We start from the raw sequence: 24,433 nt of genomic DNA on the forward strand, positions 1-24,433 counted from the left end.
CTTTAGGACAAGTAAAAGACAAGTATAGATATGACCCATATGGAGAAGTAAAGCATGGAGGCTTCTGGGGAAGTAATGCAACTCATTATGAAAACTTCTATGGATATAATGGAGAGGATTATAATAGACTTAGCGGCTTAGACTACCTAAGAGCAAGATACTATGAACCTGAAAGCGGAAGATTCTTAACAAGGGACAGTTACTTAGGAAATGTAATGCAGCCACTGACCCTAAATCGATATGCATATGCGTTAAATAACCCTATGATGTATACCGACCCAAGTGGACATTGGCCAGGCTGGCTTGATAAGGCTGCATCAGCAGTGAGTAGTTTTGCTAGTAGTGTAGTTGATACTGTGGTAGATACTGTATCAAAAGTTAGAGATTATGTGAGGGATCGTATAGCTGATGCTAATTACTTTAATCCACCAGATGAAGGTAACAAAAATGGTTATACTAATAAACCTGTGACTGTACCTAGGTTTCCAGAAAATCCATTAGAGGTAAGTAAGAAAAACACAACTAACTCTAATAGAGTGAATTCATGTTTCTCACAACCTCAGATTACTACAAGGAACTACTCAAATGAGGTAGTAAGAAAGGCAATGGATACTATAAAGAAGAGCTGTGAGGGAACTCAATTTCTTGGAAGTCAGAACTATGATTATAAGGAAAAGGTAAGTCAAGGTACAGATGATGGTTCCAGTGAATTATTACCATATCAGCGAGATGTACAAAATTTAAGGAATTCAGATAATATAATAGATGCGGCAAAGAACTTTGGTAAATATCTTTGGGATAGATGGCCAGGCCTTTGGGGTCAAATTAATGAACAGAATGCACTTAATATGGGCATGGACCCAGAATGGGCAAAACTAACAGGAGAGTTTTCTTCAACACTATTCCTTGAAGGATTCACAACAATAACAGTTAATGGAGTAAGAGCATATAAAAATATTAAAACTGGTGAAGTTATATATGATAGTAGTGTTGTTGCTGGTAGTGGAATAGGAAATATAGAAAAGGGAGCAGCTGAAGCTGTGAAGTGGAAAGGCTTCAGCAAAGGTGAACTAGCAGAACACTTCGCAAAGCATGGTAATGAATTTGGAGATATTACGCAAAATCAGTATTTAAAGTTAGCAAAAGACTTTGCAACTGAGTCGAATTCTGCATTCAGGGAAACAAAAGTGGGTAATTTTATAATAAAATATGATGAAGCTACTCGGCGAATTCTTGTAGGACAAGAAAAATCTCGTGAAATTAGAACTTTTTATAAGGCAGACTTTAGAGATGCGGACCCATTTGAGGCAGCAGTTAATTTGGCAAAACAACTAAGTGGAATAAAGTAGAAGGGAGAAAAAAGCGATTTGGAGAGAATTAAAGCTGTTACAATAATTTGCGAGCAGGAACTAACAATGCTTACTAAAGAAAAACGTGAAGAATTGCTAATTGATTGGTGGGGAATTGATAGTGAAGATTCAGAATTTGCGGCATTACCAGCAATACTACAGACAGAGCTTCTTGAGTATGATGAGCCGTGTTTTGATGTTATGGACACAAGATATAATCCTTTATTGATAGAAGCATTAAAACAGAAGTTTGTAGGCGTGAAAAATGAGTATTTGTCCATGCGACTTTCAGCAATATTAAAAGAAAATGTTGTCGTTGAGGGTCAACCAGAGAATTTATCAGTATGTCCGTGTTGCCAATACAAAACGTTGAAAGAACGAGGACAGTATACAATTTGCCCAGTCTGTTTTTGGGAAGACGATGGGAATGATGAAGCTTCTAGATATAGTTCTTCTAATCATATGACTCTAGAACAAGGGAGAACTAATTTTCATAACTATGGCGCTGCTATGGAAGTGGGATTAGCTGGTATTAAAACAGATGCAAAAAAACGTTATTATAAGAAATCTATCTAATAAAAACTTTATATGTACCTAAATGCTTGTGCACCGTATTAAACACTTGCTGTAGAATAATGAGTAAAAGATATTAAAAATCAAATATAGATCAGGCTAGTAATTAAGGCTAATGCTGGTAAAAGGCGTTAGCCTTTTTTCTATTCCTAAAATAATGAAAGCACTTAGGTTGGTACAAGAGAGCAGACCATCCAAAGAATCCAGGAAACCAAGATCCTCTAGACACACCAGAAAATTATGAGATAATAAATTATATAAACGATGTATCTCTAGAAAATCCAGAAGTATTGATGACTTCAGATGTAGATGGTAACTATACTAATGCATATACTTATGGATTAGACAGAATATCAATAGATAAACTATCACCAGATAGTGATGCTAAGACTGATCCATTATTCTACTTGTACGATGGAAGAGGCAGTGTATCAGATACAACCAATTCTTTAGGACAAGTAAAAGACAAGTATAGATATGACCCATATGGAGAAGTAAAGCATGGAGGCTTCTGGGGAAGTAATGCAACTCATTATGAAAACTTCTATGGATATAATGGACAGGATTATAATAGACTTAGCGGCTTAGACTACCTAAGAGCAAGATACTATGAACCTGAAAGCGGAAGATTCTTAACAAGGGACAGTTACTTAGGAAATGTAATGCAGCCACTGACCCTAAATCGATATGCATATGCGTTAAATAACCCTATGATGTATACCGACCCAAGTGGACATTGGCCAGGATGGCTTGATAAGGCTGCATCAGCTGTGAGTAGTTTTGCTAGTGATGTAGTTGATACTGTATCAAGTTATGCATCAAAAGCAGTATCTTATGTGGAAGATGCGGTGTCTACTGGTTGGACAAATGTTAAGAATGCCTATAACTATGTGGCTGATACTGTTAGTGGCTGGTATAACTCAGGAAAACAAACAGTGAAGTCTTATGCGTCAAAGGTAGAGGAAAAGATTTCATCAGCTAAAAGAGATATAAGTAATACAGCAAATAAGGTAGTACAATTAGCAAAACCAGTAATTTCTACTATAAATTATCCAAATGAAGTAGTAAGAACAGTAATAGCCACTGTGAAGAAGGGCTGTGAAGGAGCTAAGTATGTAGCAAGCCAAGCTTATGAATATAAGGAAAAGATATTGGATGGAGTCCAATTAGGCTTAGATTTAGCAGGTTTTGTACCAGGAGTAGGAGATCTATTAGACGGAGCTAATGGAGTGATATCATTAGCAAGAGGAAATAAGTCTGATGCAGCTCTAAGCTTTGCAGCAATGATACCATTTGCCGGTGATGCAGCCACAGCAGCAAAACTAGCAAGAAAAGGTGAAAAAGCAATTGAACTTGTTAAGACTGCAGACAATGCGGTTGATGTAGTGAAAGATGGAGAAAAGGCATTAGATTTAGCTAAAGTAATAGAGAAGAATGCTGATGAGATATCTGAGGTGGTTACACAAGCTAAATCACAGAGGTGGTTAGATGCCGAGGAAAAATTAGCAAAAGCGGCACAAGGTTCAGGTGGTTCAGGAGGAGTAGACTTTATAGCAACCTCTAATGGGACTGCTGTGCATGCTAGTCAAACAGATATGATTAATAGTATAACCAATGCAGGTGCTACAAGAATTGGACCTACTAGTCAAACAAGTGAGATTGGTGAAATATTTCAAATGAATACGAAATATGGTCCGATGGAAATTCGTGTAATGCCAGGACAACCAGGTACTGCAAGTGCATTTAAAGGACCAAGAACAATCAATACTATACCTGGTACAGGAACGTATGTGTATCCTAATGGCGAAAGGATTATAGGAGCAGTATCTAAAAGTGATAGAAAATTAATAGGTCATATTCATGGACAAATACCTTAAGAATGAGAAGGTGAAAAATTATGAGCGATAAAATAAAAAAAGACTTTTCAAAAGAAAAAGAAGTTATACGGGAAATATTGAAAAATGCAAATTTTACAGAATTCACTTTTCATACTGGTTTTGAGTTAAAGTTCAGTAGAGAAAATGATGCTGAATTATATGGTAAACCACTTCCGATAGAAGTTAAAATTACAATACTTAGCGATTGGTGGTTTGGTGCAAGAGATGAATGGAATAGTAAGGTTGAACAATTAACAAATGGATTAGATTTAGTTGAGCCAGAAGAACCAGTTTTATCTTATGAGTTAACTTGTTTAAGATGGTCTGATGAAGCAAGTGTTGATGAAGTTGACTTTGAGGATGATAATATGAAAATCATATTTAAATGTGGTAAGTCGATTTCCATTTCATATTACAATGAAATGGATTATTCATGGGTGATTTCTGAGTTCACTACAAATGATTTAAACAAGGGATGGAATATTATTTGTGAAGACGGTGAGTTTTTTGTAAGTATTCCTGAATAATAAAAAGTAAATGCAAAATATTTAATAATGTAACTGCATAAAACTGGCTTTAATGTAATTAATATAATTTAACAAGATATAAGAGTAAAAACTAGTAGCATAATTATTATAATGTAGTGAGCTGTAACTAAAAGAAAAATTAAATATATATTATAGCAATGATAAGTGTCAATGTTTCTAATGAAGAAGCATTGACTCTTTTTCCATGTAAAGAAATTGAAAGGAGTAAAGAAATGTTTCAAATACTTGAAGATTTTAAAATAATTCTAATTGAGGATGGGAAGAGTGCTAAAACCATAAAAGCTACGTTGGTGACATTAAAGCTTTTAATGAGTTTTTAAAAGCTAAAGAGTTGATTTCAATGGCACAATACAACGATTCTACGTAGTAAGTTACAAGAACTTTTTAATGGAAAGCAACTATGAGGTAGCAACAATAAATAATAGTATCCATTTATTAAATAGTTGATTGGTAACTACAAGTAATATGAAGGAAATAGTTATAAAAGTTCTAAGGACAGATTAAAAATAGGCTATGATTTAGAGAAAATAGTTGAGATTTGTTTAGATAATAAACGGAAAAAATAGCGGTAACAATGAAAAAGGCAAAAACAATAACAATAACAAATGAAATAATGGTAAGCACTTAGGTTGGTACAAGAGAGCAGACCATCCAAAGAATCCAGGAAGCCAAGATCCACTAGACACACCAGAAAATTATGAGATAATAAATTATATAAACGATGTGTCTCTAGAAAATCCAGAAGTGTTGATGACTTCAGATGCAGATGGGAACTACACTAATGCATATACTTATGGATTAGACAGAATATCAATAGATAAACTATCACCAGATAGTGATGCTAAGACTGATCCATTATTCTACTTGTATGATGGAAGAGGCAGTGTATCAGATGTGACCAATTCTTTAGGACAAGTAAAAGACAAGTATAGATATGACCCATATGGAGAAGTTAAACATGGCGGCTTCTGGGGAAGTAATGCAACTCACTACGAAAACTTCTACGGATATAATGGAGAGGATTATAATAGACTTAGCGGTTTAGAATACTTAAGAGCAAGATACTATGAACCTGAAAGTGAAAAACTATTCATTTGAATAAGCTTGAGTTTTATGGAATAATTAATGTCTATGAAAGATATATTAGATAGAAATTATAAAAGGGTGGAGAATATTATGTTTGGAAATAATAAAAATGAAAAAGAAAAGAGATTTAATATTATCTCTGATGAAATGGTCAATTTCATGAGTGTTACTGTAGTGCAGGATTCAAAGACAGGGGTTAATTATATGATTACTCAAGGTACATCTGGATTATCAGTTACACCTGTGCTTGATAAGGATGGAAAGATATTAATAACTGAAGTTTAGTAGATATTGATAAGTATATATAAGTTTTGAAGATTTGTTTATAAATAAAACCATGCATACAAGGAGTTATAATCCCATATGCATGGTTTTTGGTTGTATATAAAAAGTGTAAATTAGATAATCTTAGTTAACTGTTAACTTGTATGGTGTTGTAGTGCTATATGCTCCGTTATAACCTACAACCTGTATATAGTAAGTCCCAGCTGATAAGGTATCAGTTAAAGTCTCAGAAGTTGTACCAGAATTCTCTGAGTAATCTATATAATTGCCGTTTGCATCATATAATGTAAGATCATAATCCTTTGGTAGATTTGTTAGTGAAATAGTAAAGGATTTTGAAGTGGTTACAGTAAGTTTATAGTAATCTACATCTGAAGAACTATAAATATATGAGCTTAAGGTATAGCCAGAAGCTATAGGATAAGCACTAGTAGTACTGTTGTTAGGCTCGTAAGTATCTCCAGAAGTAGGAGCGGTAACTGTAACGGTACAAGTAGCTATTTTGCTTCCATCTTGAGTTGTAACTGTTATTGTTGCAGTACCTGCAGCTACAGCAGTTACAGTGCCATTTTGTACTGTTGCCACAGAAGTATTGCTACTGGTCCATGTAACATTTTTGTTAGTAGCATTTGAAGGAGCAACAGTAGCTATTAGTGTTGAAGAAGTGCCAGTAGTTAAACTTAAAGTGGTTTTATCAAGACTTACTGAAGTAACTGGAACAACGGTAGAAGTTCCTATTGCAGTAGTTTGACTGTTTGATACAGTATAAGTTCCAGTTAAATCTGCTTTCTTTGCTCCTGTTGATGAATAAAGAGAAAGCGTGATTCCAGAGCCTGATTTTGCTGCTATTTTAGCTTGGTTGTTTGAGTCTACTTGAGCGGTTCCTAGTATAACTCCGCTTTGAACAGCAGCTACTATATCCGTAGGTTGTGAATTTGGAATTGTTCCTTGAAGATATCCGTATCCAGAGGATAAGCCTGTTACAGCTTGCTTATCAGATGTAGAGGAATCAGAAGTTCTAAGTTTTAAGGTAGTAGAAGAAGCTAAGGTATTTACTCTAATAGTTGCGGCTAAAGGGCCAGTTCCTGAGATTGTATTGTAGCCAGCTGAAGTCCAACTTCCATTTACCAGTAGCTGACCTATTTGAGTCCCAGTACTAGTATTATAAGCACCAATTTGAGGGTTTGAAGCTGTACCACCATCTACGATAGCGAAAGGTTCATTTACGTAAACATATGAAGGATATAAAGAAAGCTTTACTAAACCAGTAGTTGTACCTCCACCAGAAGAACCTGAAGAGCTATAAGGTGCTCCGTAGGAACCGTTAGCAAAGTTGTCTGTATTCCAAGGGTCGTAGCTTGGAGTAGTCCAAGGTTCAGCTTGAGTTTGAGTCTTTTCAACATCAGCCATTGGAGTTGGAGTGGCAGTACCTTTGGCGTGATTAACTCCATCAAAACCTACATAGCTTTCACTGTTGGACAACCAATTAACTATGTTAGTGCAAAGAGTAGCGGCATTTCCAGTATCAGTCCAACCTGGGTAAGTTGATTTTGCTTTGCCTGTATCTTCTCTTAGATATTTTGGAGTAGCATCTTCTATAGGAGAAGAATCGCCAATAAATGCAGCTTTACCAGCACTTGGTTTTGAGATAGCAACATAAGGTCCTTCATTTTCTCCTCCAAAATAAAGACCGGTATCAGCAGCACTGCTCCACTTTACAGGGCTATCTGTAGATGAAAAGTAAACTATTCCTTTAGCTTTGTTAGGATCTGTTATTGCGAGAGTTGAGCCTGCAGCCATAAGAATAGGGGATACACCAGTAGTTATTCCTTCTGAATATGAGGAAGCTTTTACTCCAGAAACACCGTTTTTGCAATCAATAGCATTAAATCTATATCTGATTCCAAAATTTTGTGCAAGCCATCCTGAGGTTGCACTTTGAGGATTTCTCATATCCCCGTAAACGCCACCAATATTGTATTTAGTATCGGTAGATCTATTGTAACCATTATAGACTTCTGTTGAGTCCCAGGTATTAGTGTTTCTATCAGAGTTGTAATGATCGGCAATAAAAAACAGTCCTTTACCTGAATCAACAAATTGCTTAAGAGCTGAGTACTCAGCTTGAGTGAGAGGTCTGTTGGCTTCTGCCATTACAAAAACATCAGCGTTTTTTATAGAATCATAGGTTATTACTGCTTCATTCTTGTCTACATTAGTTGATTGTCTGTCATCATAATAACGGATTGCTCCATCACCATCTTTATCAATTCCTCTGTATTCTCTTACAGTATATCCTTTTGAAACAAGAGCATCTGCAAAATCAGAGAAACCTCCATCTAAAACCCAGTCGGCTGCACCAGCAGTCTCATCATGGGAGTTATCGAAAAGCACCAGTTTTCCATTACTTGCACCTGCGGCTGGAGTTTTTTCAGGTATAGTGTTGTTCCAGCTATATGTTAAAGTATCAGCCTTCACTGTAACAACCTTATGAGGGCTAGGGAAAGGTGAGAAATTAAAGAGTTGAGATAATGCAAAAGCAGAAATTAGAGATAGGGCTAGTTTTTTTCTTAGATTTTTGTTTAACATAATATCCTCCTTTTATGTATTTAGTAATAATACTCAATTATTTATATAATAATACACTAAAATTATACATATAAAGTTAATAGTAGGTAAAATAATCGTTAATAAATTATCTTGTGTAATTAAATATTGTTATTATATTAAAATATGATACATAAAAGTATTATATTAACAAATTAAACAGTATGTTGTATAATAGGGCTATTAATTCTTTGTAAATCTTATTAAAGTAGCAGTAGTTGACATTTTAATTTCAATATAATATTTAAGCTTAAGATATTGGTGTACGTAAAATGGTAGTTAAAAATGTAAAGGGGTATTGGGTGTATGACAAGTTTATACGTGCTTTTTATATTGTTAAGTTATGTTTTTACTATAATAAAACTGATAAAAAGCTATAATGATAGAGTTTTAAATGTTGGTCTTATAAGAGAAAAGTGGTTTGAATACAAGAGTAGAAGTAAATGGGCTTTAATTTTGGATTTAGTTTTAGCTCCGTTGGCAATCTTGGTTTTGGTAGAAGTTGCTTCAAGTAATAGGGACATGCATCAAGATACTAGCACGGTGTGGGGATGGTTTCAAAGCTTTGAAAATCCTACATCAATATACTCAATACAGTTTGTTATAGTGGTAATGATGATAGTAGTTGTGTTATTTTTTGAAATTAAAGAAAGTAATGCAAGCACTATAATAAGTAGAGAAGGTATACTTGCAGTTGATGGAGAGATTATACCCTGGAATAGAGTTGAAGAGGTTGAAGAAGGATATACTTCTGATCGTTCATTAAATAAGGTAGTAAAAATAACTGTTAAGGCAAAAAGACAGAAGACGAGGATATTAAAGCTCATTGTGCCAAAGGATGAATTTAAAGACTTCCTTATAGCAACAAGAAATGCTATAAATCTAAATAGAGATGAATGAGCGTAGTAGATTTGTATGATGCACTGCACAAGTTGGACAAGAAGTTTGCTTTTAGAAATATAAGTTTTATTAACAAATGGTACATCTTCATCAATAAGACATATACTAGATTATATGCTAAGGATAGATGTATCACTTCATTATATAATTTATATTTTCAAATTCTCCTCCCAGAACATGGAGGAGTTTTGAAAATAGTCTTAGGATTGAAGTGATACATCTTTAGATATACCATTTTATAAATAACCTCCATCCTCGATTACAAATATCCTATTGAAAACAATTAATAAAATGGTATATCTATTAAATTCATATATTTCTGACTATTTTATTGACTTGTTAGAATATTTTGATATATAATTACAATAATTTTATAGATTCGGATGAAGGTAGCGGGATTAAACCGTTATTGGACGAACCTCTGGAGAGACTCAAAGGAGCACCGAAGGGGAAAGCCATAAAGATGTGGTGAAACTCTCAGGTAAAAGGACAGGGGATTTTGATATTGTATTCAGTTTAACTTTTCTAGCTTATTAAGCTTTTTTTGAGTTATTTGAATATCAAAAGCCGTATTTCCAGAGACTAAGTTTAATACTAGTCTCTTTTTGTTTATATTTATTAAGTTTTTTTGTCTATATAAAGAGATTTGTTAAAGAATAAGAAAATTTTTAATTACCTAAAGGGGGCTAAAATAGTGTTTTATAAAAGTACAAGGGGAAAAGAAAACTTGGTCAAAGCTTCAGAAGCTATAGTTAGGGGCATAGCTGAAGATGGAGGTTTATTTGTTCCAGAGAGCTTTCCAAGGATAGAAAAATCCTTTGATGAACTAAAAGAAATGAATTATAAGGAGTTAGCATTTTATATCTTAAAGAAATATCTTGATGATTTTTCTGATGAAGAACTTAAAGCATGCATAGACGGGGCTTATGATGAAAAGTTTGAAAATCCTTTAATAGCACCATTAAAATACGCAGGGGGAGCATATTTTTTAGAGCTTTTCCATGGGAAAACCTTAGCATTTAAAGATATGGCTTTAAGTATACTTCCATACCTTGTTAAGACAGCAGCAAATAAAACAGGAATAGATAAGGATATAGTTATTCTTACTGCTACCTCTGGGGATACTGGTAAGGCTGCACTTGAAGGCTTTGCAAAGGTTGATGGAACTAAGATAATAGTTTTTTACCCAAAAGACGGAGTAAGTGAGATTCAAAGAAGACAGATGGTAACTCAAGAAGGGGATAACACCTTTGTTGTGGGTATAGAAGGAAACTTTGACGATGCTCAAAATGGAGTGAAAGATATATTCGGGGATGATGATTTCAATAAAGAGCTAGAGGATAAAGGATATATGCTATCTTCTGCAAACTCCATAAATATAGGAAGACTAATACCTCAAGTAGTTTACTATGTATACTCGTATGTAAGTTTATTAAAAGAAGGAAAGCTTAAGGATGGACAAAAAATAAATGTGGTAGTACCTACAGGTAATTTTGGTAATATACTAGCTGCTTTTTATGCTAAAAACATGGGATTACCTATAGAAAGATTTATATGCGCTTCAAATGAGAATAAGGTACTCACTGATTTTATAAATACAGGTGTTTATGATAGAAATAGAGAGTTCGTAGTTACTAATTCTCCTTCAATGGATATATTAATATCTAGTAATCTAGAAAGATTCTTATATGAGATAAGTGGTAAGGATTCAGAGTTTATAAGTAATCTTATGAGCAAATTAAAGACTGAAGGAAGATATGAAGTAAGTGAAGCTATGAAAGATAGGCTTAAAGAGTTCTACGGAGACTTTGCTACAGAAGAAGAAACTGTTGATGCAATAAGAAAAGTGTATGACTCATCAAGATATGTAATAGATACACATACTGCTGTGGCTTACAAAGTTTTTGAAAAATATAAAAATGAAATAAAGGATGATGCGGTAACAGTGATAGCATCCACAGCCAGTCCTTTTAAGTTCCCTAGAAGTGTTAATGAAGCGCTTAATTTTGAACAGAAAGAAGCTTCAGATTTTCAGATGGTAGAAACTCTTTCTAAGAATTTTGATATTAAAATACCTAAAGGTATATTGAACTTAGAAAGTAAACCGGTAATCCATAAGGCAACATGTAATAAAGAAAATATGAGAACTATAATTAAAGAATTTTTGGGTTTATAGGTGATGATATGGTAGAGGTTAGAGTTCCTGCAACAAGTGCAAATATAGGACCGGGGTTTGATTGCCTTGGAATAGCAGTAAAGAAATATAATAGATTTGTTGTAGAAGAAATAGAAGAAGGGCTTGTTTTTGAAGGCTGTGATGAAGAGTTTAAGAACGAAGATAATTTAATTTATGTAGCCATGAAAAAATGCTTTGATAAGATTAAATATCAACCAAAAGGATTAAGTATAAAGATTGAAAGTGATATACCAGTCTCGAGAGGACTTGGAAGTAGTGCAGCCTGTGTAGTTGGTGGGATATTAGCTGCGAATGAACTTGCAGGAAGTCCTTTGAGTAAAGAAGAAGTTTTAGAACTATCTGCAGAGATGGAGGGACATCCTGATAATATAACTCCTGCTTTATATGGTGGGATGACTGTTTCAGTTACAGAAGAGGATAAGACTATATATAACAAAATAAATATAAAGGAAGATATTAAACTTTGTGTATTGGTACCGGATTTTAAGTTATCTACAGAAAAGGCGAGAGCAGTACTTCCGAAGAGTATTGATTATAAGCAAGGTGTTTATAATATAGGCAGAGTAGCTCTTATGATATCTGCTTTATCAAATGGTGATTTAGATCTTCTTAAGGTAGCTTGCAAAGATAAGCTTCATGAGGATTATAGAGCAGGACTTATAGAAAATTTTTATGATATAAAGAGTGAATGCAATAAGCAAAATGCCTTAGCTGTGTTTCTAAGTGGAGCTGGACCAACTATTATGGTTATGCTAAGAAAAGATGATAAAGATTTTTCTACAAATATAAAAAGTTATTTAGATACACTTAAAAATAACTGGCAGGTGTTAGAAGTGGATATCGATAATGATGGGGCTATAGTTTCGAGTCTATAATATTTAGGTTTAAAGATAATTTTATATTTTATTATGATATTAATTTTATTGTATTTATAAGCTAAGTTTGTTTAAGCAATATAGCAAATTTATAAATAATTAGGGGGAAAAGTATGAGTGATGTAGTTGTAGCTAAATTTGGAGGTAGTTCACTAGCAGACAGTGAACAGTTTAATAAAGTTAAAAACATTGTTATTGAAGACCCACGAAGAAGATTTGTTGTGCCTTCAGCACCAGGAAAAAGATTTAAAAAGGACTATAAGATAACTGATTTATTATATCTTTGCTATGAGCATGCTAAGAATGAAATATCCTTTGAAGATGTATTTAGGCATATAGAAGATAGATATAAGACTTTGGCTTTAGATCTTAAGGTTGACATTGATATAGAAAAGTACCTGCAGGAAATAAAACAAAAGATAGAAGAAGGTGCTTCGGCAGATTATACTGCTAGCAGAGGAGAATATTTAAATGGATTATTACTTGCAGCATTTCTAAACTACGAATTTGTTGATGCTGCAGAGATAATAAAGTTTAAACATTTTGGGACTTTAGATATGGCTGCTACTGAAGTTGCTGTAAGAGAAAGACTAAAAGATGTAGAAAAGGCTGTTATACCTGGATTTTATGGAGCTATGCCTGATGGAAAAATAAAGACTTTTTCTAGAGGGGGATCAGATATCACAGGAGCCATAATAGCAAGGTGTACTAGTGCTAAGCTTTATGAGAACTGGACTGATGTTTCTGGTTTCTTAATGGCAGACCCTAATATAGTTGAGAATCCAAAGTCCATAGAATATGTAACTTATAAGGAACTTAGAGAGTTATCTTATATGGGAGCAAAAGTGCTTCATGAAGAAAGTATTTTCCCTGTTAGAGATGTAGGCATACCTATAAATATAAGAAATACTAATAAACCTTCAGATAAAGGAACTTTCATAGTTGACGAGCAGAGAGTTCAAACCTATGGAGATACAATTACAGGTATAGCAGGTAAGAAGGACTTTGTTGTAATTGCAATTCAAAAAATGCTTATGAACCTTGAACAAGGTTTTTGCAGAAAGCTTTTAACAATACTTGAAAGCAACGGAGTTTCTTTTGAAAATATGCCAGCAGGAATAGACTCTGTATCTTTAGTTATAGAGGAGAGCCAGGTAGCAGATAAGCTTGAAATTATACTTGAAGAGATAAAAAGACAGTGTAATCCAGATACTGTAGAAGTTCATCCTAGTATGGCTTTAATAGCCACTGTTGGTAAGGGGATGAATAGAACTAAAGGGGTTGCTACTAATATATTTAAAAGTCTTTCAGAAGCGGACGTTAATGTAAGAATGATAAACCAAGGTTCAAGTGAAATAAACGTAATAATTGGTGTAGAAAATGGAGATTTTGAAAAGGCTTATAGAGCTATTTATGGGGCTTTCGTTAAGTAATATTATTTTTTTAGTAGATAATTGGGGTATTAGGACTGATTATATAGATGTATCGCTTCATATTAGAAATAGGTTTAGGATTGAAGGGATGGATCTTTATAACCCAACAGGTCAATATATTAAGAATACATTGAAGAGGGAGAATTATAATGGAAAAAGTAAGAATTGCATTATTAGGGCTAGGTAATGTAGGTAAAGGTGTTTGGAATATATTAAACACTAATAGAGAAGCTATTATAAAAAGAGCTGGGTATGATATAGAGATTGCAAAGATATTAGTTAGAGATAAAAACAAAGCAAGAGATGTGGAAGTGCCGCAAGAGCTTGTTACAACTGATGCTGAAGAAATCTTTAACGATGACAGTATTAAGATAATAGTTGAGGTAATGGGTGGTTTACAGCCTGCAAAGGACTATATATTAAGAGCTATAAAAGAGAGAAAGCATGTAGTTACTGCAAATAAGCTACTCATAGCAACTAATGGAAAAGAGATATTTGAAGCAGCTGAAAAGAACGAAGTTATAGTGAATTTTGAAGCTAGTGTAGCTGGTGGAATACCTGTCATCCATGGAATCAATGAGAGCTTAACTGCAAACAAGATTGAAGAAGTTATAGGAATAATAAATGGTACTACAAATTATATCTTAACTAAGATGACGCTAGAAGGAATGGACTTTGAGGATGCGTTGAAAGAAGCGCAGGAAAAGGGATATGCAGAAGCAGATCCAACATCTGATATAGAAAGCTATGATGCCGCATACAAGCTTGCAATATTGACAACTCTTGCATTTGAAACAAATGTTGATGTAGATAGTATCTATAGAGAAGGAATAACTAGGATTACTTCAAAGGATATAGAGTACGCTAAAGAACTTGGATATGTTATTAAGTTGCTGGCTATAGTAAAAGAGGTGGATGGAAAGTTAGAACTTAGGGTTCACCCAACAATGATTCCGTCAATACACCCTTTAGCAAATGTTAATGATTCTTTTAATGCTATCTTTATAAAAGGAAATGCAGTAGGAGATCTTATGCTTTATGGAAGAGGAGCAGGAGAGCTTCCAACAGGTAGTGCTGTAGTTGGAGATATAATATCTGTATTAAGAAATGATGGCGATAGAGCAAGTATAGTAACAAGTAGATATGAGGACAAAGAAATAGCTCCTATGGATAATATAGATGCTAAGTATTATCTAAGAATAACAGTAAAAGATATGCCAGGTGTTTTAGGCGAAATAGCTACTATATTCGGACAAGAACAAGTAAGTATAGCTTCATTCATACAGAAGGCTAGAAGAGAAGATAAGGGGCTTGTTTCTATAGTTATTGTAACTCATGATACTTTAGAAGGAAGAATAAATAAATCTCTAGAAAAGATTAATGATTTGGATATAATAAAAAAGGTTGAAAATGTAATAAGAATAGAGAAACTAGGGTTGAAATAAAATAGTCTCTGAAATAAATCTCCAGTATTTAAAATATATTCTGGGGATTTATTTTTTTGTAAAAACAACTAATGATCGATAAAAAAATTATATATATTGACAATAATTGTTTAATATGAAATATTAGTATTAACTATATTTGTAAAAAAATTCTGTAAATTATTATATATAAAATAAACCTTAGGAGAGATTTATATGAACCTTTATAAGAGGCTCAGAGATAACAAAAAAATAGTAAGTATATTGATATTAATAGTTATCTTTGCTGTTGGATACCCAGTGGTAAAGAAGAGCGAAAAAGAAACGCTAAAATATAAAACAGAACAGTTTTTCAATAATATAATTGAAGAAAAATATGAAGATGCTTTTATGTTTTTAGATTATGGTGGGATAGATAAGGAAAGTAATATTACTTTAAACGAAAATAATAAAAGAGGTAATTGGATTAAAAAGCTTAAGCAGCAAAGAGCGAATGGCGTGAGGATAGAAAGATGCAAAGAAGTTAGGGTGGATAATGTAGATTATCCAAGTGGAACTGTAAAGTTAGTCGTTAATAAAAATGGTATGTTAGAAGAATATATAGTTGATGTTAAGTATATAAGAAGTAAAAATAGCTATAAGATAAGAAATATAAGCAAAATAGATGATGAGATTCAAGAAACTATTTGTGGGAGAATAAATGAATCTTAATTATAGCACTATCTAGATCAGGAGAAGATAATATGAATATTCAAATATACGGAGTGAAGAAGTGCTTTGATACCAAGAAAGCAGAGAGATATTTTAAGGAAAGAAAAATAAAGTACCAGTTTATTGATTTAAGCATGGTAGGTTTAGGAAAGAGAGAGCTAGAAACAGTAAGGAATGCTGTGGGTCTAAGTAATCTAATAAACAAAGAATGTAAGGATTATGAAAGATTAAATTTACACCGCATTATTAACAATAGTGTAAAGGAAGAGATACTTTTAAACAACCCTAAGCTGTATAAGACACCTATTGTTAGAAATGGAAAACTTGCAACTGTGGGTTATGAGCCTAAGGTATGGGAAAACTGGGAGTAGAAAAGTTAAGTCATTATTAGACTTTTTATCGAAGATTATAAGCTGTAGTTATACATTTTTGATAAGGTTTAATAATGACTTTTTATTTTTTAGGAAATTATATTTCAGATATACGTATAGGCATATATTGGTGAAAAGATTAAAACAAAAATAGCTTAGTCATATTTATATGAATTAAACTTGTATAAACTGGGTTTTAGTGATAAAAATACGAAATAAATTGTAATATTATACCAAATATTCTATAATATTATAGATACGTATTAATGCGATAGTATTTGTAACTAATAGCATATTAAATCCATTTTGGAAGATAATATAAACAATAAAACATTTAGAAATTACACTAGTTTATAAAGTTAAAATACCTTAATAGAAGCGGGTGAGTAACTTGGATAAAGTAAGAAAAAGGGTAGGTATAGGAACTTGTTCTCCAATCATGTTAGTATTAGCTCTTATTCTATCTTTTAGTTTTGGCAATAATATAGTACTTGGAGATGTTATATTAGATTCCTTTGGTCTCAAGGCTTGGTCTAATGGTCATGTTGGAGTTCATTATACTTTATTCTACGCTTTAGCTATGGTGGTGATAGCGTACTTTATTGGAGATAAATATGAAGATCATAGGTGGGCAAAAGCCGGAAAGAATTCTGCCATATTTGTACTTGCTCTTTTGACTCTTATAATAATATTTAATTTGGTGTTTTAATTTGAGTTTAAGAAGTAAGGGTTATTTTCATTTAAAGATAGGTGATATCTTTAAGAATGCTACATAAAATTATTTATAAATATTATAAATTGGTGTAACTATATTCTTTTTCTTTCGTATTATAATTGAAGTGTTATTTGTGTGGTGATTATAATTGAAAAAAATAAATGTTAAGATTATTTGTGGGATTATATTATTAATTATGTGTTTTGGTTTAGTAAGTTGCGGTGCTAAGGAAAAAGAATATGATTTTTATAAGGTAAAAAGTATTACTGAAGATAAGATAGATAGGGTTGAAGTTTCCTATGCTGATATATCAGCTAGAGTTTTGTCTAAAGATGAGGTACAAACCTTAATAGGATTAATAAGTAATTCCGGAGACGATGTCCAACAGTACAATGGGCCTGATCCTAAAGGTGTTACGAATTCATTAGATGTATATTTAAAATCAAAGAGTTGTTTTAGTATGTATCCCTACAGGAATGGATATTTGCTTTTTTGTGGAGAAAAGAGCTATATAATATCGCAACCTCAATATAATGATTTTATAAAGGATATATTTAATAGCAAGGGGAAGATTTAATAAACTTTTAAATTATAAATCTACTTTTAAGGAATATTTTTCTCTTAAGTTCTGTAATAATATTACATACAGGTAATATTGTTTCAAAAGAAGTCTATGTTTCGTAAAGAAGAGTCTTAAAAGGTTCCTGGATCGAGCATAATGATTTAAGTAGAAACTTTGTAGCCGAACTAACGGAGGAAAATTATATGCTAAGCAGAGCTAAAAGAAATAATAATATGAAATCCTTAATAATTGCTGCTACTGCTGGTGTAATTGTTGTGGGAGTTTCAGCTATTACATATTGGCATTCCATTGAGAATTACGTAAAGCAATGGGATAATAAAATATATAGTAGAGTAAGGATAGAAGGAATAGATTTGTCAGGTAAGTCAAAGGCTGAAGCGGTACAATTATTAAATGATGAACTTAGAAAGCTTGCGGATGATAAAAAAATAATTGTAAAGGTTCAGGAAAAGAAATTTCAATTAGACTATAAAACAATAAAACCACAGTATGATATAGAAACTGCTGTGAACGAAGCACTTAAGTATGGAAAAGACAAAGGGCTTCTAGATAGGAAGAGGTTAATAAAAAGTGGTCCAATAACTAATATAAATCTCAATTTTAAATATGATAGTGAAGAATTAAATAAGTTTGAAAAAAGTATTGCCTCTAAGATAGACAAAAAACCTAAAGATGCTTCAATAAATATAATCAATCAGTCAATTACAATAAATGAAGAGCAAAGTGGAGCTGTTTTAAATAAGGAATTACTTGATAAAAGTTTGAAGGAAGCATTAACTGGATCCTGGAATAAGGATATATCGGTTAATGGTGAGATAAAAGTGGCTAATGCAAAGATAACTAAAGAACAGCTCTCAAGGATTGATGGAGTTTTGGCTTCATTCTCAACGGATTATTCTACCTCAACCGAAGCTAGAGCTAATAATATAGCAATAGCTGCAAAGGCTTGCAACGGAAAAGTAGTTATGCCGGGAGAGGTTTTTAGTTATAATAAAACGTTAGGTGAAAGGACTTACGAAAAGGGTTACATGGAGGCTCCGATCTATAAAAATAATGAAGTGGTTGATGATGTAGGTGGCGGCATATGTCAAGTTTCTACAACCTTGTATAGAGCTGCTATGAGGGCCAATCTTAAAGCAGTGGAGAGGCATAACCATTCTTTTAAGGCGACTTATTCACCGCTTGGGCTTGATGCTACAGTGACTTGGGGATATCTAGATTATAAGTTTAAAAACACATATGATTTTCCTATTTACATAGAAGCCATGACCAGTGGAAGATCTGTAAGTTTTAATATATATGGTAGTAAAGCTGGATTGGGTAGCAAGAGATACGACTTGGTATCAGATGCCCCTGTTGTAATCCAAGCTATGGTTAATGAAGTGAATGATCCGACTCTGCCAGAGGGACAAATAGTAATGGATGAAAAACCAATTGACGGCTATAAGGTTAAGTCTTATTTAGTCACTTATGAAAATGGCAAAGAAATAGCAAGGGAAGCTGTAGCTTATGATACCTATATTAAGAAAGATGGGGTAAGACGGATAGGAACTAAAAGAGACTAATATGAAACAATTGTAAAAAGAAAAAATATATCGCCTGCCAGATTCTTTTTATATGCATCCGGAAAGGCAGATGCGCAAAAAAATTCGCTGAATAAGGTGGCTTCAGCGGATTTTTTTATTTCTTAGGAAGTTATAACAAAACAAAATCTTTAATGATTAAAATTTATTAAATTATTAAGTTTTATCTGTGAACTCCAATGGATAATAATGTTATAGTTGGGCACTTTATATAAAGGGAATTATAAAAAAGGAGTGCTTTACAAATGGTAGCTTGGATAAGAGCAAATATAAAAAGTTTAATTGTATCTTTTTTGTTTTTCAGTATATCATATATAAATTTCTTTAGTTTTACTGATACAAGAATGATTTTATCCATTATAGCAGCTGAGGTATTTCTAACATTTATGGCAGGTACTATAGGATTAAATTTAGATAAAAAGTTCGTAATATTGTTGTTATTGTTAAGCATATTGGTAAATGCATTAGTAGGATATAATAAGCTGTATTTTTCTAATTTATTTTTAATATCATACGCTATATGGTACTTTATAACTAAGTTTGCGGGTAAAGGTAAGGAGCTTTTTTTAATAGCTTTTAGCACTAGTATTGTAATCATATATCTAGCTTCATTAATATATATAAAGATCCCATTATTCACAATAATATTTTATCCTATCTATTTACTAGGCAATATTTCACAAGATAATTTTTCTAGTAAAAGTATACTACAAGATATCTTAATTACATTATGTATACCTTTTGATGTGTTTTTCCTTAATTGCATTTTTAGAATTGAGGGTTCATATAGTGTTATTCAGAATATGTCTATATTTAGAATGTATAACAGTGACATAAAGACTCTATTACTAACTCTTTTTATTTGGCTTGTATATAGTAGTTTATGCGTTTCGGCATCTTATCTAGTCTATAGAATTTTTAGTAGTATACAAAAGTGGAGATTATACTGCACAAATTTATCAAATGAATATAAGAAAAACTTAATTTTATCGATAAATTTAAAATTGATTTCTGCAACTTTTATAGTTTATTTCAGTGATTGTATATTAAGAAAGCAGTTAATTACTGACTTGAATAAGTTTCTTAATATACATCAATTAGTAAATCTTATGATTGTGCTGATGGTATATATAGTTATAATCTCTTTATTAGGAGAAAACTTAGGTAGAATTATATTTTATTTATCAATCAGCATTATCCTTATTGCAAATATAGTTAAGTTGAGTTTTTTTGATGAACCGTTTTATCCATGGGAAATATATTTAATGAAAGATGCTTTTATGATTGGAATTAGATATATTAACTATCAAATAGTTATAGCAATAATAGGAATGTCTATTTTGCTTATTATGCTGGCAATTAAGTTTAGAAAATACATTGTGCAAAGTTTAAGGCCAAAGCTAAGGTTCAATATGCTGATTTTAGCTTTAATAATATTTGCAATGAATGTATATATATTAGATAACTCGGGATATTTATCTGATTTAGGTATTGGTAAGTCATGGTATACAGGTAAAGAGGAAGCAGTAGACAATGGCTTATTTGTTGAAAATTTTTTTCTCATAAAAGATTACGATGAATATATATCTGATAAACCAGAAGGATATTCTAAGGAAAGTATTAATAGTGTGTTAGATAAGCTTAGCAGATGTAATGATGTTAAGGTTTCTTCGGAGGTTAATATAAAACCTAATGTTATAGTAATTATGAGTGAAAGTTTTTGGGATGCTACACAACTTAAGGGAGTTACGTTTGACAGAGACATAATTGGAAATGTAAGAAAGGATATTAAGGGATCTATAGTATCGCCAGTATTTGGTGGAGGAACAGCAAATGTAGAGTTTGAGGCATTAACAGGCTTAAGTAACTATTTCACTAACCCTGGAATAATACCTTATAATGTATATTTGAGAAGACCTACCCCTAGTATTGCTAACGTGTTTAACAAAAATGATTATGATACTATAGCGATACATCCTAATGATAAAACTTTTTATAATAGAGATAAGGTCTATAAATATATGGGATTTAACAGGTTTATAGATAGAGAGGGGTTTGATAAAGAAAAAGATATTAAAGGTACTAACATAGCTGATGAAAAAGTAATGGATATGATACTAAGTCAAATATCTTCTGGTGACAATCCTAAGTTTGTATTTGCAGTGACTATGCAGAATCATGATCCTTACCTAAATGAATATAGTAAGCTAGAGGTTAACACATCATCAAAAAAGTTGAATGAAGCAGAGATGTCTATTTTAAGTAACTATGCATCTGGTATCTATGATGCAGATAGAGCTTATGAAAAGCTTATTAACAGTTTGAAAAATTCTGATAAACCTACATTAGTTTATTATTTTGGAGATCATCTACCAAGACTAGGTAAACCAATAGGTGTATATGATGTGTATAATGCACTCAATTACTTCAATGATAAGGAGAAAATAGATACTGATATTAATAGTTACATTACTCCTGTCGCTATATGGTCTAACTATAAAGGTATTTCTCCTATAGCTTCAAAAGTATCTCCAGCTCAATTGTCGTTACATATATTAAAAGAATCTGGTGTGTCTTACCCGATGTATTTTAATATACTTGAACGATTAAATAGGGAACATCCTTATTTGCAAAATCATTTAAGTGGAAAAGAGATTCAAGATGAAGAGTTGGTAAAGGATTATAAGCTTATACAATATGATTTATTATTTGGAAATCAATATCTAAATGAAAATTAAATTTTTAATATTTTTTATTGACAAATTTAAAGTGTCAGCATATTATAATAATATAACCTAGAAAGTTGATAAGATTAATAGGAAATTGCTGTGATAAGAAATAGTAGCATGAGATTAGCTATCAGAGATAAGTCTCCCTGGCTGAAAGAGATTTTTAGTAAACCTTATGTGAATGCATCTTTGAGCTCTGCCTCGAATTATAGTAGACGGCAGCGGGTACGCTCGTTAAAGCGTTAGGGTATGAAAGTACCTAAATTCGGAGATAACCTTAGAATTTAACTTAGGGTTAATTAGAGTGGAACCGCGGAATATAACTTCTGCCTCTATATATGTTAGAGGTAGGAGTTTTTTTAGTGTATAGAAAATCGATTTAGTATTTTTTAATTACCCATGTATAAGAAAAATCATAGTTGTTGAGATTATAATTTTATTTTGAAAGGAGAAGACAATATGAATTCTAATCAGTATTTTGATAGTATAGCAAATAAGTGGAATACTATGAGAAGTGAATATTTTAAGGATGAGGTAAGGGATAGAATAGTAGCAAAATTTAATATTAAAGATAAAGTGGTGGCTGATTTAGGATGTGGAACAGGATTTGTTTCATTGGGACTTGCTCGAGAATCAGCAATGGTATTCTCTTTAGACAGATCATACAATATGCTGAAAGAACTAAAAGCTTCAGCTAACAATGTAGGACTTAAAAATATTTATCCAATAAAATCTTCTTTGGATGACTTAGCGCTATTTGATGAATCAATAGACGGAGTTTTTATAAATATGGCGTTGCATCATATAGTAGATGCAGAAAAAGCTATAAAAGAAATGTATAGAGTATTAAAGCAAAACGGAACTGTTTTGATATCTGATGTATACCAGCATAATGGTGAATGGGCTAGAGAAGAAATGTATGATGAATGGCTAGGCTTCTCTGAAAAGCAGATCAGGCAATGGTTAGAAGTGGCTGGGTTCACAGATGTAAAGGTAGAAGATACTGGACTTAGATGTGAAGGTTATTCAAGCAAGGGTGAATTCACAAACCCAGGCATATTTATGGCTACGGCTATTAAGAAATGAATGTAAAGTAAATTATGTACCACTTCAATATATCTGCCATATTAAATTTAATGAAGTTAAGTAGAAATCGTAAGATGCTGCTTTATGATGAAGTGGTACATCCTTATATTGAGTATTTACAAGAAATGTACTAATAGATAAGTTTAATTATAAGGTTTAAATAATTATTGGCATTTCTCTGCTGGCTTTGCATCATATACATTTGGAAAAGCAGATGTGTTAAAAAACTCATATAAGAAGTTGGCTTCGGCAACTTTTTTACAATATAAAAATATAATAAATCTATAAAACACTTACTCTTTGTGCTTAAAGATTGATGTACAAGGATACTTAAAAATTAGGAGGAAATAATTATGAATTTTGAATCATTGTTAATACATGGAGGAATAGATGGAGACGAAAGAACAGGAGCAGTTAATGTACCTATATTTCAAACTTCAACATATAAACAAACTGGATTTGGTGTGAATAAAGGATATGAGTACTCAAGAACTGGAAATCCGACTAGAGAAGCTGTAGAAAAGTTAATAGCTGAGTTGGAAAGAGGATATGCAGGTTATGCCTTTGCTTCTGGAATGGCAGCAATAACAGCAGTTGTTTCATTATTTAAATCAGGAGATAAGCTTCTTATATCAAACAATCTTTATGGTGGAACTTTTAGAGTTCTTGATAAAGTGTTTAAGAATTTTGATATAAGTTATGGAATAGTTAATACAACTGACCTTGAAGAAATTAGAGCAAGTATAGATGATAAGGTAAAAGCTATATTTATAGAAACTCCAACAAACCCTTTGATGGATATAACAGACATTGAAGCAGTTTCAAAAATAGCTAAGGAAAATTCAATACTAACAGTAGTGGATAATACTTTTATGACTCCATACCTTCAAAGACCAATAGAATTAGGTGCTGATATAGTGGTTCATAGTGCTACTAAGTATCTAGGTGGACATAGTGATTTGGTAGCTGGGTTAGTTGTTGTTAATAATGAAGAGTTAAGTGAAAGACTTCATTTTATACAAAATTCCACTGGTGGTGTCTTAGCTCCGTTTGATTCTTTCTTGCTAATCAGAGGGATAAAGACTTTGGCTGTTAGAATGGATAGACATAACAAGAATGCAGATGTTATAGCTAAATATCTAAGTAATAGAGAAGAAATAGAGAAAGTTTTTTACCCAGGACTTGAAGGCCACATAGGACATGATACTCATAAAAAGCAAGCAAGTGGATTTGGTGGAGTTATATCTTTCGTTCTTAGAGAGGGTTATGATTATAAGAAATTTGTTGAATCTCTAGATGTAATAACCTTTGGAGAAAGTTTAGGTGGAGTGGAATCACTAGTTTGCCATCCAGCATCTATGACTCATGGATCAATTCCTTATGAAATAAGACAAAAGGTTGGAATAGTTGATAATTTAATAAGACTTTCCATAGGGATAGAAAGTGAAGATGATTTAATTAAAGATATACAGAGTGCTTTAAATAAATCTAAGATATAAGA

Annotated in this window: 20 protein-coding genes, 1 riboswitch and 1 other annotated feature; of the genes, 19 read left to right on the top strand and 1 reads right to left on the bottom strand. The window is 32.4% G+C overall.

Translation table 11 applies throughout. The annotated features are described in order from the left end of the window. From OCU55_RS22505 to OCU55_RS22530, 6 genes are all read left to right on the top strand, one after another. A partial coding sequence (locus tag OCU55_RS22505) for an RHS repeat-associated core domain-containing protein (protein WP_261854536.1) occupies window positions 1-1,349 on the top strand: 1,349 nt, incomplete at its 5' end. An 18-nt stretch (window positions 1,350-1,367) separates the two neighbouring features. Next, complete coding sequence (locus OCU55_RS22510) at window positions 1,368-1,925, top strand: CPCC family cysteine-rich protein (protein WP_261854537.1); 558 nt, start codon at window positions 1,368-1,370, stop codon at window positions 1,923-1,925. A 290-nt stretch (window positions 1,926-2,215) separates the two neighbouring features. Next, window positions 2,216-3,799: an RHS repeat-associated core domain-containing protein gene (locus OCU55_RS22515; RefSeq protein ID WP_261854538.1), complete on the top strand. Its 1,584-nt coding sequence runs from the start codon at window positions 2,216-2,218 to the stop codon at window positions 3,797-3,799. 20 nt (window positions 3,800-3,819) lie between these two features. Next, the gene (locus OCU55_RS22520; RefSeq protein WP_261854539.1) at window positions 3,820-4,326 is read left to right on the top strand and encodes a hypothetical protein; all 507 of its coding nucleotides are present in this window, start codon (window positions 3,820-3,822) and stop codon (window positions 4,324-4,326) included. Between the two features lie 771 nt (window positions 4,327-5,097). Beyond that, window positions 5,098-5,445, top strand: a complete 348-nt coding sequence (locus OCU55_RS22525) for an RHS repeat-associated core domain-containing protein (RefSeq protein ID WP_261854540.1) — start codon at window positions 5,098-5,100, stop codon at window positions 5,443-5,445. 78 nt (window positions 5,446-5,523) lie between these two features. Continuing rightward, window positions 5,524-5,718 carry a DUF6440 family protein gene (locus OCU55_RS22530; protein ID WP_261854541.1) on the top strand — a complete coding sequence of 65 codons (195 nt, stop codon included), beginning with the start codon at window positions 5,524-5,526 and terminating at the stop codon, window positions 5,716-5,718. Between the two features lie 123 nt (window positions 5,719-5,841). Here the strand turns inward: OCU55_RS22530 and OCU55_RS22535 are convergent, their stop codons facing one another. Then, window positions 5,842-8,307, bottom strand: a complete 2,466-nt coding sequence (locus tag OCU55_RS22535; protein WP_261854542.1) for an Ig-like domain-containing protein — start codon at window positions 8,305-8,307, stop codon at window positions 5,842-5,844. A 324-nt stretch (window positions 8,308-8,631) separates the two neighbouring features. Between OCU55_RS22535 and OCU55_RS22540 the strand changes: the two genes are divergently transcribed. From OCU55_RS22540 to OCU55_RS22600, 13 genes are all read left to right on the top strand, one after another. Beyond that, the gene (locus OCU55_RS22540; RefSeq protein WP_261854543.1) at window positions 8,632-9,225 is read left to right on the top strand and encodes a hypothetical protein; all 594 of its coding nucleotides are present in this window, start codon (window positions 8,632-8,634) and stop codon (window positions 9,223-9,225) included. A 411-nt stretch (window positions 9,226-9,636) separates the two neighbouring features. Beyond that, a riboswitch (glycine riboswitch) is annotated at window positions 9,637-9,728 on the top strand. Between the two features lie 191 nt (window positions 9,729-9,919). Beyond that, complete coding sequence (thrC, locus tag OCU55_RS22545) at window positions 9,920-11,401, top strand: threonine synthase (protein WP_261854544.1); 1,482 nt, start codon at window positions 9,920-9,922, stop codon at window positions 11,399-11,401. 8 nt (window positions 11,402-11,409) lie between these two features. Beyond that, window positions 11,410-12,297 carry a homoserine kinase gene (gene thrB / locus OCU55_RS22550; protein ID WP_261854545.1) on the top strand — a complete coding sequence of 296 codons (888 nt, stop codon included), beginning with the start codon at window positions 11,410-11,412 and terminating at the stop codon, window positions 12,295-12,297. Window positions 12,298-12,410: 113 nt separating this feature from the next. Next, window positions 12,411-13,730 (top strand): aspartate kinase, encoded by a 1,320-nt coding sequence (locus OCU55_RS22555; RefSeq protein WP_261854546.1) that lies wholly within the window; start codon window positions 12,411-12,413, stop codon window positions 13,728-13,730. A 149-nt stretch (window positions 13,731-13,879) separates the two neighbouring features. Further along, window positions 13,880-15,175, top strand: coding sequence for a homoserine dehydrogenase (locus OCU55_RS22560; RefSeq protein ID WP_261854547.1), 1,296 nt, complete (start codon window positions 13,880-13,882; stop codon window positions 15,173-15,175). A 195-nt stretch (window positions 15,176-15,370) separates the two neighbouring features. Next, window positions 15,371-15,865, top strand: a complete 495-nt coding sequence (locus OCU55_RS22565) for a hypothetical protein (RefSeq protein WP_261854548.1) — start codon at window positions 15,371-15,373, stop codon at window positions 15,863-15,865. A 32-nt stretch (window positions 15,866-15,897) separates the two neighbouring features. Beyond that, window positions 15,898-16,236, top strand: a complete 339-nt coding sequence (locus OCU55_RS22570; protein ID WP_261854549.1) for an arsenate reductase family protein — start codon at window positions 15,898-15,900, stop codon at window positions 16,234-16,236. Between the two features lie 391 nt (window positions 16,237-16,627). After that, the gene (locus OCU55_RS22575) at window positions 16,628-16,945 is read left to right on the top strand and encodes a hypothetical protein (RefSeq protein WP_261854550.1); all 318 of its coding nucleotides are present in this window, start codon (window positions 16,628-16,630) and stop codon (window positions 16,943-16,945) included. A gap of 154 nt (window positions 16,946-17,099) precedes the next feature. Then, the gene (locus OCU55_RS22580) at window positions 17,100-17,528 is read left to right on the top strand and encodes a hypothetical protein (RefSeq protein WP_261854551.1); all 429 of its coding nucleotides are present in this window, start codon (window positions 17,100-17,102) and stop codon (window positions 17,526-17,528) included. A 188-nt stretch (window positions 17,529-17,716) separates the two neighbouring features. Then, on the top strand, window positions 17,717-19,099 hold the full coding sequence (locus OCU55_RS22585; RefSeq protein ID WP_261854552.1) for a VanW family protein: 1,383 nt from the start codon (window positions 17,717-17,719) through the stop codon (window positions 19,097-19,099). Between the two features lie 263 nt (window positions 19,100-19,362). Then, window positions 19,363-21,855, top strand: a complete 2,493-nt coding sequence (locus OCU55_RS22590) for an LTA synthase family protein (RefSeq protein ID WP_261854553.1) — start codon at window positions 19,363-19,365, stop codon at window positions 21,853-21,855. 81 nt (window positions 21,856-21,936) lie between these two features. Next, window positions 21,937-22,183: a binding site (T-box leader), on the top strand. A gap of 122 nt (window positions 22,184-22,305) precedes the next feature. Continuing rightward, on the top strand, window positions 22,306-22,932 hold the full coding sequence (locus tag OCU55_RS22595) for a class I SAM-dependent methyltransferase (protein WP_261854554.1): 627 nt from the start codon (window positions 22,306-22,308) through the stop codon (window positions 22,930-22,932). Between the two features lie 353 nt (window positions 22,933-23,285). Next, complete coding sequence (locus tag OCU55_RS22600; RefSeq protein WP_261854555.1) at window positions 23,286-24,431, top strand: trans-sulfuration enzyme family protein; 1,146 nt, start codon at window positions 23,286-23,288, stop codon at window positions 24,429-24,431. The last annotated feature ends 2 nt before the right edge of the window (window positions 24,432-24,433 follow it).

The organism is Clostridium folliculivorans (assembly GCF_024341905.1).
Classification (GTDB): Bacteria; Bacillota; Clostridia; order Clostridiales; family Clostridiaceae; genus Clostridium_AR; species Clostridium_AR folliculivorans.